Consider the following 13,079-nt stretch of genomic DNA (forward strand, 5'->3'; position numbering starts at 1 on the left):
CGCGAGCGTCACGTGACGGTGTCGGAGTACGTCATCAGCGCTTCCTTCAGTTCGGCGCGGGCCGTGACCCCGAGTTTTGGGAAGATCCGGTGCAGATGCGTGCTGACCGTGCGGTGCGACAGGCGCAGCCGCTCGCCGATCTCCTTGTTCGTCAGCCCGTCCGCCGCCAGCCGCGCGATGGTCAGCTCGTGCTCGGTCAGCTCACCGTTGCCGCCCCGGGACTCGCCGGACGCCCGCAGTTCCTCGCGGGCCCGTTCCGCCCAGTCCCTGGTGCCGAACGCCTCGAACGCCTCCGCGGCCGCCTTGAGGTGCGGCCGGGCCTGGGCCGCGCGGCGCTGCCTGCGCAGCCACGCGCCGAACGCCAGCTGCACGCGCGCCCGGTCCCACCGCGAACTGCCGGTGTCGAGCGCCGCCCCGAACAACGCCTCGGCCTCGTCGTCCGCGGCCAGAAGTGCCCGCGCGTACCTCAGCCCGGCCGCCAGCGCGGGCGAACTGGTGGCGGTGTCGAGCTCCTCCACGATCTTGGCGGCCTCGTCGGCGTTGCCGCTGCGGGTCGCGGCCTCGGCCAGTTCGGGCAGCACGTACCGGCGCAACGCGAGCTGGTAGGCGGGATCGGACGGGTCGTGGACGCGGCGGACGGCGGCGAACGCGTCGGCGTAACGGCCCTCCCCGAGCGCGGCCAGGCTCCTGGCCAGCTGGACGGTGGCGAGGACGGGTCGCGCGCCCGCCGCGAGGCCGATCCGTTCGGCGACGGCCGCCAGCTCGGCCGACCGCTCGTACTCGCCGCGCAGGGCGGCGATCTCGGCTTGGACGGCGGCGGCCAGTCCGCGCATGTACGGCTGGCCGGTCTCCTCGGCGAGGAGCGCGGCCTCCTCGGCGGCGGGTTCGGCGGCGGCGATGTCGCCCAGGCGCGTCCGGCTCCAGGCCTCGACGGCGAGGGCTCTGGCGAGGAGTCCGAACTGGCCCTGTGCACGGAAATCCCGTTGGGCGGCAAGGGAGAACCGGACGGAATCGGCGAAGGCACCGACCTGGAGGGCGGCGCTGCCGAGCAACCGGAGGGTGGCGGCGTCGTCGCACTCGCCGCGGACCGCACGCAGCCCGGCCACCACCGCATCCCCTTGCTGCACCGGGCACACGTAAGCCGTCATCGCGAGCATGCGCGGGTCGCACGGGTCGATCGGCAGCCTGCGCGCCACGGCCGCGATCCGCTCCCGCACAGCCGAACCCGGCTCCACCCAGAAGCACCGCATCGCGACGCTCCAGAAGATCCGCATGCCCAGTTCGACGTCGCCGCCGGCCACCACGGACTCGGCCAGCCCGACCAGTTCACCGGGGCCCGCCACACCTTCGCTCACGCCGTCGTCGAACGCCGTGGGCAGCCACGTCACGAGCGCGCGCTCCCGTGCCGTGAGATCCAGACCGCGCACGTCCAGCAGGATTCGCTCGACGTCGTCGCGCCGTCCCGCCTCCGCCGCCAGCTCGGCCGCCCGCAACAACCGCCGGGCGCGGTCACCACCGTCACCCAGAGCGGCAGCGCGTTCCAGAGCATGAACGGCCGCCGCCGCGCCGCCACGCCGGAGCGCCCGGTCGGCGGTCTTCTCCAGCAGGCAGGCCACGTTCTCGTCGGCACCGGTCGCGGCACCGGCCAGGTGCCACGCCCTCCGGTCCGGCTCGTCGGTCGCCCAGGCGAGCCGGCGATGAGCCTCCTGGCGTTCGGGAAGGCTTGCGGCACCGACGATCGCAGACCTGATCAACGGATGCCGGAACGCGCCGTCCCGGTCGACCAGCCTGGCTTCGACGGCCGGAGCGAGATCCGCGGAGGGCACACCGCCGAGCGCCAAGGCGAGCAACGACGCCCGCACGTCGGCAGGCAATGTCGAGGCGCGGGCGGCGAAGGACTCCTCCAGGGAGTTGCCGCCCAGCGGGAGTTCGGTGAGCGCCAACGGGTTCCCGGCCGCCTGGGCGAGCACCCACGAGCGGCGTTCGGGATCCAGGCCGGGGGCGACCGCGTCGAGCACCGCGACGGACTCCGGGGAATCCAGCGGTGCCAGGGAGAGCGTGGGCACGCCCTCGAATACCGGCATGCGGGCCGCGAGAACCAGAACGGCACCGGTGAGGCGGCGCGCCACGAACCCGAGAACGTCCTGGCTCGCCTGGTCCAGCCAGTGCGCGTCGTCGACCAGCACGACGGGCCGTGCCGCGCTCAGCACCTCCAGCACGGCGAGCCCGACGAGGTGCACGGGTGGCACGGGACCGTCGGCGAGTCCCAGAACGACTTCCAGCGCGCCGCGCCGTGCACCGGGCAAAGTGGACAGATCGAGGAACGGGTGCAGGACCTGGTGCAGTCCGGCGTAGGGCAGGTCCTGCTCGGCCTCGACGCCCGCGACCAGGTGACCGTCGAGGCAGGACAGCAGCGCCGACTTGCCCACGCCGGGCTCACCGACGATCAGCAGCGACCCGCCGGCCTCCGCCAGCGCTACCAGCCGTTCCCGTTCCCGATCCCGCCCGATCAGCGACACCCGTCCGACACCCCGTTCGTTGGTCCGTCCGGACCAGGGTGTCAGAAAGTCCAGACCGCGCGCTTGCCCGGACCCACGACCAGCGTGGACGTGCCCAGCTTCTCGACGTGCCGCGCGACCGGGCGGTTCAGGTCGAACTCGACGCGCTGGAGCCCGGTCTGTCCCATCGGCACCTCGTCGAAGCGCATCGTGGTGCCGCCGCGCGAGGCCACGACGGAGTCCGGTCCGGTCCGCAGCGTGAACCCGCCGGCCCGCAGCAGCGGCATGGTGGCGGCCAGGTCCGAGGCGGTGACGGCGACGCGGATGAGCGCGATGTCGCGCATCACCTTGTCCTTGTAGGCGTCCGGCAGGTACCGCTCACGCGTGACGTCGCCGGGGAACTTCGCGGGCCCCACGTTGCTGCGCGGGTCGGTCAGGTACTCGTCGCGATACTCCATGGCCCAGGCGCCGAACCTGTCGTACTTCTCGATCAGGAACACCGAGTCGAACCACGGCACGGGCTTGCCGTCGCCGAAGTCGCGGGTCTGCAGGAAGTCGATCGGCTTCTCGCCCGCGGCGCGCAGCCTGGTCTTGAGCTTCTCGACGTCACCGTCGTGCTCGGTCGAGAGCCCGAGGCCGGCGGAGCCCAGTTCACCGTCCTGGCCCGGCACGTCACCGGTGCCGAAGATCTCCAGGTAGGTCTCGCGGCCGCGCAGGTAGCGGCCTGTCCAGACCCTGCCGTCCGCGCCGGTCGTGGTCCGGACCTCGACGCTCGCGAAGTCCTTGAGGTAACGCGAGTGCTCGACGGCGTCCGCGGTGACGCGATCAAGCGTTCCCCATGCGTGGTTGTAGTACAACAACTGCCGCTCCCCCGCTCGTGCCGCTCCAGCACCGGACACAACCAGACACACGGCCAAGATCATGCTCAACACCCGTCGGATCCCCATGCATTCGATCCTAAAACGGACATGCTCAAGCCGGACTCGAGCCAGACGAAGGGACCTCAGTGTTCGACACCTCACGGTGGACGGTTCTCGCCCCGCTGCTGCAGGCCGCCACCGCCGGCCGCGACCTGCTGGACGACACGATCCGCAGGCTGACCCCCGAGGCCGTCGCCGGGGAGGTCCTGCGGGAGATCGGTGAGCACGACGTCCGGCTCGACCTCGGCTTCGACGGCCGCACCACCAGCCACCTGTGCGCGGACGCGGAGGTCGTGATCACGCTCGACCTCGCCGACGCCGTGCGTGGCCTCTACGGCACCGACGAACGCCCGTGGTCGAGCCTCGCCGTCACGACCCCGGACCCCGATCTCGACGAGCGCGGGATCGGCGGGTGGTTCCAGGACCGCAAGGGCCTCGCGGAGTCCGTTCAGGAGCTGCTGTCCGCGCTCAGGCCCGCCCACCGGGACCTGGGCGAGCTGGCCGTGGAGCACGGCTCGGACAAGTGGGGCGACCTGCACTGGTACACGCAGCACTACGACCGCCACTTCGCCCGCCTGCGCACCGAACCCGTGCGGGTGCTGGAGATCGGCATCGGCGGCTACGACGACCCCGACCGCGGCGGCGGCTCGTTGCGGATGTGGCAGCGGTACTTCCGGCGCGGCCTCGTGCACGGCCTGGACATCGCGCGCAAGAACGTCAGCGGCCCGCGGATCATGACCGTGCTGGGCGACCAGTCCGACGCGGAGTTCCTGGACCGGCTGGGCCGCGAGCTCGGCCCGTTCGACGTGGTCATCGACGACGGCAGCCACCTCAACGAGCACGTGCGGACCTCGTTCCACGCGCTGTTCCCGCACGTCCGCGCGGGCGGGCTCTACGTCGTGGAGGACCTGCAGACCGCGTACTGGCCGACCTGGGGCGGCCATCCCGAGGCGACCGCGAGCACGTCGATGGGAATGCTCAAGTCCTTTGTGGACGGGCTGAACCAGGCCGAGGTGCGCGACCCGCGCGGCGAGGGTTCCTACCTGGAGCGCAACATCAGCGGGATCTCGTTCCACCACAACATCGCGTTCGTCGAGAAGGGGCTGAACGCCGAGGAGGGCGGGCCCGCCTTCCTGCGCACGTTGTTCTAGGCGGCCGAGCCCCCGAGCGCAGGGCCCCCGGTGCCGTCCTTGCCCAGCAGGCGTTCCCGGTCCAGCAGACCTGCTCGGAACGCCTGCACCACCTGGAGGACCCGGGAGGGGACGCCTGCGCGCACCAGTTCCTCAACGGACACCTGAACGGCGTGCAGCCACACCGCCTGCTGGGCGACCCGGCCGTTCCAGATGGTCCAGGGGCAGCTCGTCGTACCCGAGCTGCCCCTGGTGTGCCCGCCTCGCGATGCGACGCGCTTTCGCGATCCCCATCGCGCCGTTGAAACCCCGAAGATCTACGGGATCCAGTGGTTTCCGGACACCGTGATCATCACCTGCAGCTGGATGCTCGCGCCGAAGTACGTGTCCGTGGCGATCGGCGTGTTCACCATCTTGGTCCACAACGCGTCCAGCCACGCCTGGCTGCCCGGATCCGTCGTCGCCGCGACCGCGAACGGCGCCACGAACGCCGCGTCACTGCCGCTGTCGATCTGCGTGCCGTTGAGCTGGTAGCCGATCGCGATCCTGCTCGGGTCACCGCCGGTCTTGCTCTTGATCCACGAGTTCATCTTGCGGGCGGCGGCGAGTGACTTGCTGTCGCCGGTCACCGCCGCGTCCGCGCCGATGCGCCACGGGTCGCGGCACGCGTTGTACCAGTACTTGCCGTCGGTCGCGGCCTCCTCGAGGAGCTCGCCGACCGCGGGCTTGGCGGTGGAGTTGGTGTCCTGCACGAAGTCCGGCAGCAGGCCGGTGCTCGCCGCGTACTTGGACTGCAGGGTGGCGATGAGGTCCTGGTGCTTGGCGCGGATCGTGTCCCAGGCCGAGTCGCCGGTCGCGGTGCGGAACGCCCTGAAGTGGTCGGCCATCCAGTCCGACGACCGGGAGCCGTAGTACTTCCTGCTGTCGTCCGGGCCGGACCAGTCGCCCATCAGGAGCAGGTTCGTGGTGGGGTTGACCAGGCTCTTCTTGATCGCGTTGACGTTCTTCACGGCGATCTGCTTGTAGTTGTAGGTGCCGCTGCTGCCCCACTGCCTGTCGGCGAGCAGCAGGCCGTAGGCGGTGTCCATGTCGCCGTCGGTGGCGCTGTCGCTGCCGTTGACGCTCTTGCAGGCGGTGTCCTGTTCGGCGGCCAGCAGGTCGGGGTTGTTGACCGACGGGTGGGCGAGCTTGTACTTCAGCAGGCCGTCGAAGATCTTCTTCGCGTCCGGGTCGGCGCCCGCCATCTGCGCGGTGATCACCATGCCGTAGCCCTGCGCCTCGGCTACGTACGGGAACTTCGCGTCCGGCGAGATGATCTGGTACCAGCCGTTGCCGCAGTTCTGCTTGACGAACGCGGACTTCCAGCGCTGGTAGTAGTCCACGATCTTGGCGTCCAGAGTGGACGTGCTGCCCGACGGCCGCAGGACGCCCGCCGCGTACGGGGTCTGCCTGCTGCCGAACGGATAGCCGAGGCCGCTCGGCGGCGGAGACGTCGTGGTGGTCGGCGGAGTGGTCGTCGTCGGCGGGGTGCCGCCGCCCACGCCGTACACCTCGAGCTCCCACAACGAGTAGCCGTAGGCGGTGCCGCGCGCGGTGCCGTAGACACGGACATATCGCCCGGAACCGGACAGCGTCAAGTCGTCGGTGCCGCCGTCACCGGCGCTGGTCGAGTACACGTCGGTCCACGCCGAGCCGTCCGGCGAGGTCTGCACGCGGTACGACTTGGCGTACGCGGCCTCCCAGCTCAGCTTCACCCGGCTGATCGTGTGCGCCGAGCCGAGGTCGACCCGCAGCCATTCCGGGTCGTGCCCCTCCACCGAGGCCCAGCGGGTCGACGTGCTGCCGTCGACCGCCTTCGCGGCCTCGAATCCCGACCCCTCAACAGAAGAGGCCGTCACCGCCTTGCCGCGGGAGACCAGGGGGTCCGCCGCCGATGCGATGGTCGTTCCCGCGACGAGGAGGCCGAGCACGAGCCCGGCCGCCCCGAACGCCATTGTTCTGCCGCCCACGACCGCCTCCAGCAATTAGTTAACAAAGCTGTCAATGCGAGTGGTTGGCGACGCTATGCAGGTCAGACCCCTTGGACAAGAGGTGCAGACCGTTGTTGCGCGATCGGACAGTGCTGGTCAGGGCACCCAGTGGTTGCCGGTCACCGTGATCATCACCTGGAGCTGGATGCTCGCCGAGAAGTAGCTGCTGCCGTCGATCGGCGTCTGCAGCATCTTGGTCCACAACGCGTCCAGCCACGCCTGACTGCCCGGATCGGTCGCGGCCACCACGGCGAACGGCGCGAAGAACGCGGCGGCACTGCCACCGGAGATCTGCGTGCCGTTGAGCTGATAGCCCATGCCGATGTTGTTCGGGTTGTTGCCCGCCTTGGACTTCACCCACGTGTTGAGCTTGCGGGCCGCCGCCAGGGATGCCGAGTCGCCACTGGTCACCGCGTCCGCGCCGATCCGCCACGGCACGCGGCAGGCGTTCCACCAGTACTTGCCGTCGTTGACGTCCTCCAGCACCTGCCCCGCGGGCGGGCGAGGGAGTGAGTTCGTGTTCTCCACGAAGTCCGGCAGCAGGCCGGTGTTCGGCGCGAAGTTCTGCTGCAACGTCGAGATCAGGTTCTGGTGGGCGGACCGGATCGTGTCCCACGCCGCGTCACCCGTCGCCTTCCGGAACGCCCGGAAGTGGTCGGCCATCCAGTCGGACGACCTCGACAGGTAGTAGTACTGGTCGCCCGAACTGGTCCAGTCGCCGAGCTTGAGCAGGTTCGTCGACGGGTTGACCTCGCTGGCCTTGATCGCGTTGACGTGCCGGATCGCCAGCTGCTTGTAGTCGTAGGTGCCCGCGCTGCCCCACTGCCGGTCGGCGAGCAGCAGCCCGTAGGCCACGTCCATGTCGCCGTCCGTGGCACCGTCGCCGCCGTTGACGCTGCGGCAGTTCACGTCCTGTTCGGCCGCGAGCAGATCGCGGTTGATCGAGGACGGGTGGTCGATCTTCCACTTCACCAGGCCGTCGAAGATCTTCTTCGCGTCCGGGTCGGCGCCGGCCATCGTGGCGACGACGACCATGCCGTACCCCTGCGCCTCGGCGACGTACGGGTGGTCGGCGTCGGGCGAGATCACCTGATACCAGCCGTTGCCGCAGTTCTGCCGGACGAAGGCGGACTTCCAGCGCTGGTAGTAGTCCACCACGGCAGCATCCAAAGTGGACGTCGAGCCCGAGGGGCGCAACATGCCCGCCGCGTACGGGGTCTGCCGGCTGCCGAACGCGTAACCGAGACCGTTCGAGGGCGGAGTGGTCGTGGTCGTCGTCGGCGGGGTACCGCCCGCCACGCCGTAGACCTCGACCTCCCAGAGCGAGTAACCCCACGCCGTACCACGCGCCGTACCGAGAACCCGCACGTACCGACCGGCACCGGACACGGTCAGGTCGTCGACACCACCGTCACCGGCACTGGTCGAGAACACGTCCGTCCACGCCGAACCCTCCGAGGAGGTCTGCACGCGGTAACCCCTGGCGTACGCGGCCTCCCAGTTCAGCCGCACCCGGCTGACCGCGTGCGACGCACCGAGGTCGACCCGCAGCCACTCGGAGTCGCTGCCCTCCGCCGACGCCCACCTGGTCGTCGTGCTGCCGTCCACGGCCTTCGCCGCCTCCAGCCCGGCGCCCTCGACGGAGGACGCCGTGACCGTCTTGCCCTGCGAGACCAGTGGATCCGCCGCCGTCGCACTGGTCGTCCCCGCCACCAGGAGACCGATCACGAGCCCGGCCGCACTGACCGCAGCTAACGCCGCTCGTCTGTCCACAACCACCTCAGTCAATTGGTTAACAAACCTGTCTAAAGGGGCAATTGCGGCGACCTTAGGCGGGCGGTCAACTTTGGACAAGAGGTGTGGACCGGTCATCGGGACCGAAACCGGTTGCGGAACTACTGCCAGACCTTCCGGACGGCCGCAGCGATCGAGACGGCCTGCGCGTACCCCGCCTCAGCAGCGGGTTTGCGCTTGGCCGGATCCAACAGGTTCGTGCCGATGGCGGCCAGGGCCGCGCTGTCGGGACTCACCACGATCGACGGCACCCCGAGCTTCGCGGCCTGCGCGCCGGGCGCCGCGGCCGGACTGGCCGAGCGCGTCAGCGGCGCGATGACCACGACCCGTTCGTAGCCCGCCGCGAGGTCGACGTTCGCCACGGACCGCATGCCGCCGTCCATGTACCGGCTGCCGTTGATGCTGACCGGAGGCCACACCAGCGGCACCGCGCAGCTCGACGCCACCGCCTTCACCAGCGGGACCCCGCTGTCCCGGTCGAACGCCACGAACTTCCCGTTCGCCACGTCCACGGCGGTGACCTTGAGCGCACGCTCCGGCCAGTCCTTAGTGGACAGTCGAGAGTCGAACACCGCGAGCCGCGACTCCTCGGACGGGGTGCGGGCCTTCACCGCGGCACGCCCCAACCGAGCTCGTTTCTTCGCCGGAGTTCCCGGCATCACGTAGGAAAGCGCGTACCTGACGACCATCCACGACGTGAGACGGGCGGGAATCTCCCCGTCCGGCGGCAACAGCTGACCCGCGTACAGGTCGGCGAGCACACCACCGCCTGCCAGTTCGGCGGCCACCACCGATCCGGCGGACGTCCCCACGAAGAGGTCGGCGTCCGTCAGGTCGACGCCCTGCTCGGCGAGGCCGTGCACAATCCCGGTCTCCCAGGCGATTCCGGTGACACCACCGCCACCCAGCACCAACGCGCGTTCTCCGGTCACAGCGGCCATCCTATGGAGTGAGACGAGTTCCTGGTGAATGAGCTAGATTGGTAGCCTTTAAAGTGAAACCGAGAAGCGCTGCAACGGGCCGGACGCCTGCCACGCTCGGCTTCGTTCTACCACGGACAAGGGCGCTTCCGGACCTTTCGGGAGCGCGCGTGAGTGGACTCAAATCCCTGCTGGACCAGCGAATCGCAGTGCTGGACGGCGCATGGGGCACGATGTTCCAGCAGGCCAGGCTCTCGCCGCAGGACTACTACGGTGACGAGTACGAGGGCCACGTGCCCGACGTCGCCGGCGACCCGGACCTGCTCAACCTCACCCGCCCGGACCTGGTGCTCGACGTGCACCGGCAGTACCTCGCGGCGGGCGCGGACATCACGACCACCAACACGTTCACCGCCACCTCGATCGGCCAGGCCGACTACGGGCTGGAGAGCCGCGTCCGCGAGATGAACATCGCCGGCGCCCGGCTCGCCCGTCAGGCCGCGAACGAGTTCGGCGGCCGGTTCGTCGCCGGCTCGGTCGGCCCGCTCAACGTCACGCTCTCCCTGTCGCCCAAGGTCGAGGACCCGGCGTTCCGCGCCGTCACGTTCGAGCAGGTCAAGGCCTCCTACGCGGAGCAGATCGCGGCGCTGCACGAGGGCGGCGTCGACCTGCTGCTGATCGAGACGATCTTCGACACGCTGAACTGCAAGGCCGCCATCGCCGCGGCCCGCGAGGTCGCGCCCGACCTGCCGCTGTGGATCTCGGTGACGATCGTCGACCTGTCCGGCCGCACGCTGTCGGGCCAGACCGTCGAGGCGTTCTGGGACTCGATCGCGCACGCCGAACCGCTGATCGTCGGCGTCAACTGCTCGCTGGGCGCCGAGGAGATGCGCCCGCACGTCGCCGACCTGGCGCGGCTCGCGAACACCTACGTGGCCTGCCACCCGAACGCCGGCCTGCCCAACGCGTTCGGCGGCTACGACGAGACCCCGGACGAGACCGCCGCCCTGCTGAAGGACTTCGCGGGCAAGGGCATCGTCAACGTCGTCGGCGGCTGCTGCGGCACCACTCCCGAGCACATCAAGGCCATCGCCGACGCCGTGCGCGGTACCGACGCGCGCGAGGTGGTCAAGCCACGCCACACCACCCGCTACAGCGGCCTGGAGACGTTCGAGATCGGCCCCGACACCGGGTTCGTGATGATCGGTGAGCGCACCAACGTCACCGGCTCGGCGAAGTTCCGCAGGCTGATCGAGTCCGACGACCACAACGCCGCGCTCACCGTGGCGCTGGACCAGGTGCGCGGCGGCGCGAACCTGCTGGACGTCAACATGGACGCCGACCTGCTCGACGGCGAGCAGGCGATGACGACGTTCCTGAACCTGATCGCGACCGAGCCGGAGATCGCCCGCATCCCGGTGATGATCGACAGCTCCCGGTGGACCGTCCTCGAAGCGGGCCTGCGGTGCGTGCAGGGCAAGGGCGTGGTCAACTCGATCAGCCTCAAGGAGGGCGAGGAGCCCTTCCTGCGGCAGGCCCGCACGATCCGCGACTACGGCGCCGGTGTCGTCGTGATGGCGTTCGACGAGCAGGGCCAGGCCGACACGGCCGACCGCAAGGTCGAGATCTGCGGCCGCGCCTACGACCTGCTCACGCAGAAGGTCGGCTTCCCGGCCGAGGACATCATCTTCGACCCGAACGTGCTCGCCGTCGCGACCGGCATCGAGGAGCACAACGGCTACGCCAGGGCGTTCATCGACGCGCTGCCGCGGATCAAGGAGCGATGTCCGGGAGTCCGCATCAGCGGCGGCATCTCGAACCTGTCGTTCTCCTTCCGCGGCAACGACGTCGTCCGCGAGGCCATGCACTCGGCGTTCCTGTTCCACGCCGTCCAGGCGGGCCTGGACATGGGCATCGTCAACGCCGGTCAGCTCGTCGTCTACCAGGACATCAAGGCCGACCTGCTGGAACTGGTCGAGGACGTCATCTTCAACCGCCGCGAGGACGCGACGGACCGGCTCGTCACGCACGCCGAGACCGTCAAGGGCCCCGGCCAGAAGCGCGTCGTCGACCTGTCGTGGCGCGAGGCCCCGGTCGGCAAGCGGCTCGAGCACGCGATCCTGCACGGCGTCGTCGACTTCATCGAGGAGGACACCGAAGAAGCCCGCGCGTCCCTCCCGCGTCCGCTGGACGTCATCGAGGGCCCGCTGATGGACGGCATGAAGATCGTCGGCGACCTGTTCGGCGCGGGCAAGATGTTCCTGCCGCAGGTCGTGAAGAGCGCCCGCGTGATGAAGCGCGCGGTCGCGTACCTGGAGCCGTTCATGGACGCCGAGCCCAAGGCCACGGCCGGCGGCAACGGCAAGGTCGTGCTCGCCACGGTCAAGGGCGACGTCCACGACATCGGCAAGAACATCGTCGGCGTCGTGCTGGGCTGCAACAACTACGAGGTGATCGACCTCGGCGTGATGGTGCCGGCCGCGAAGATCCTCGACACGGCGATCAAGGAGCACGCCGACGTCATCGGCCTGTCCGGGCTGATCACGCCGTCACTGGACGAGATGGTCTCGGTCGCCGAGGAGATGCAGCGGCGCGGCATGAAGCTGCCGTTGCTGATCGGCGGGGCGACGACCTCGAAGCAGCACAACGCCGTCAAGATCGCGCCGGTCTACGACGAGCCGGTCATCCACGTCCTCGACGCGTCCCGGGTCGTCGGCGTCGTCTCCGACCTGCTGGACGGCAAGCGCGCACATGAGCTGAACCTCACGAACCGCGCGGAGCAGGCCCGGCTGCGCGAACAGCACGAGAACCGCAAGTCCGTGCCGTTGCTCAAGCTCGACGAGGCGCGGGCGAATCGGGAGGAGGTCGATTTCTCCGATCTGCCGACTCCGCAGTTCACCGGCACTCGCCTGATGACGCCCTCACTCGCCGAACTGCGCGAGTTCATCGACTGGACGTTCCTGTTCCTCGCCTGGGAGCTCAAAGGCAAGTTTCCGGCGATCCTCGAACAGCCGGTGGCGCGCGAACTGTACGACGACGCGACCGAGTTGCTCGACGAAATCGTCGCCGGGGAATTGTTCGAGGCAAAGGGCGTGTACGGGTACTGGCCCGCGCATTCCGAAGGCGACGACATCTTGCTCGACAACGGCGTGCGGATCCCGATGCTGCGCCAGCAGACCAAGAAGCCGCTCTCGCGCCCGAACCGCTGCCTGTCCGACTACGTGGCTCCCGAGGGCGACCACATCGGCGGGTTCGCGGTGACGATCCTCGGCGCGGGCAAGCTGGCCGCGAAGTACGAGGCCCAGAACGACGACTACCGCGCCATCATGGTGAAGGCGCTGGCAGACCGGCTCGCCGAGGCGTTCGCCGAGTGGATCCACCTGCGGGCCCGCCGCGACTGGTTCGAGCCGGACGCCCAGCCGGAACTCGCCGACCTGCACGCGGAGAAGTTCCGCGGCATCCGCCCCGCCCTGGGTTACCCGGCCTGCCCCGACCACACCGTGAAACGGGAGCTGTTCGACCTGCTGGGCGCGGAGGAAATCGGGATCTCGCTCACTGAATCGTTCGCGATGAACCCGGCGGCGAGCGTGAGCGGCCTGATCTTCCAGCACCCCGGCGCGAAGTACTTCACCGTCGGACGGCTGGGCCGCGACCAGGTGCAGGACTACGCGACGCGGTACGGCAAGCCGCTCGCCGAAGTCGAGCAGTGGCTGCGCCCGAACCTCGGGTACGAACCCGCCTGACGGTTGCCCAACGTGAAAGCGCTTCCCGGTAGTGGCAGGCGTTA

8 protein-coding genes are annotated in these 13,079 nt (G+C 69.6%); 2 read left to right on the top strand and 6 right to left on the bottom strand.

All coding sequences use genetic code 11. The features are described from left to right. Positions 1 to 8: 8 nt before the first annotated feature. Both ACIRG5_RS04690 and ACIRG5_RS04695 read right to left on the bottom strand, forming a co-directional pair. Entirely contained in the window at positions 9 to 2,519 is a 2,511-nt protein-coding gene (locus ACIRG5_RS04690; protein WP_402900110.1) for a LuxR C-terminal-related transcriptional regulator, read from the bottom strand. 41 nt (positions 2,520 to 2,560) lie between these two features. Further along, positions 2,561 to 3,445 carry a DUF5829 family protein gene (locus ACIRG5_RS04695; protein WP_402900112.1) on the bottom strand — a complete coding sequence of 295 codons (885 nt, stop codon included), beginning with the start codon at positions 3,443 to 3,445 and terminating at the stop codon, positions 2,561 to 2,563. 59 nt (positions 3,446 to 3,504) lie between these two features. Between ACIRG5_RS04695 and ACIRG5_RS04700 the strand changes: the two genes are divergently transcribed. Next, on the top strand, positions 3,505 to 4,569 hold the full coding sequence (locus tag ACIRG5_RS04700; protein WP_402900113.1) for a class I SAM-dependent methyltransferase: 1,065 nt from the start codon (positions 3,505 to 3,507) through the stop codon (positions 4,567 to 4,569). On the opposite strand, the gene ACIRG5_RS04705 is transcribed toward ACIRG5_RS04700, so the two are convergent. The 4 genes from ACIRG5_RS04705 to ACIRG5_RS04720 form a co-directional block, all read right to left on the bottom strand. Then, positions 4,566 to 4,712 (bottom strand): hypothetical protein, encoded by a 147-nt coding sequence (locus tag ACIRG5_RS04705; protein WP_402900116.1) that lies wholly within the window; start codon positions 4,710 to 4,712, stop codon positions 4,566 to 4,568. The two genes, ACIRG5_RS04700 and ACIRG5_RS04705, sit on opposite strands and share 4 nt — an antisense overlap. Before the next feature lie 153 nt (positions 4,713 to 4,865). Next, positions 4,866 to 6,557 carry a glycosyl hydrolase family 8 gene (locus ACIRG5_RS04710; protein WP_402900119.1) on the bottom strand — a complete coding sequence of 564 codons (1,692 nt, stop codon included), beginning with the start codon at positions 6,555 to 6,557 and terminating at the stop codon, positions 4,866 to 4,868. A gap of 117 nt (positions 6,558 to 6,674) precedes the next feature. Then, a complete protein-coding gene (locus tag ACIRG5_RS04715; RefSeq protein WP_402900121.1) occupies positions 6,675 to 8,351 on the bottom strand; it encodes a glycosyl hydrolase family 8 in 1,677 nt (558 codons plus the stop codon). 122 nt (positions 8,352 to 8,473) lie between these two features. Next, positions 8,474 to 9,304 carry a patatin-like phospholipase family protein gene (locus tag ACIRG5_RS04720; RefSeq protein ID WP_402900124.1) on the bottom strand — a complete coding sequence of 277 codons (831 nt, stop codon included), beginning with the start codon at positions 9,302 to 9,304 and terminating at the stop codon, positions 8,474 to 8,476. A gap of 158 nt (positions 9,305 to 9,462) precedes the next feature. Between ACIRG5_RS04720 and metH the strand changes: the two genes are divergently transcribed. Further along, a complete protein-coding gene (metH, locus tag ACIRG5_RS04725) occupies positions 9,463 to 13,035 on the top strand; it encodes a methionine synthase (RefSeq protein WP_402900127.1) in 3,573 nt (1,190 codons plus the stop codon). Positions 13,036 to 13,079: the final 44 nt, after the last annotated feature.

This window comes from Lentzea sp. NPDC102401 (assembly GCF_044765805.1).
GTDB classification, from domain to species: Bacteria; Actinomycetota; Actinomycetes; order Mycobacteriales; family Pseudonocardiaceae; genus Lentzea; species Lentzea sokolovensis.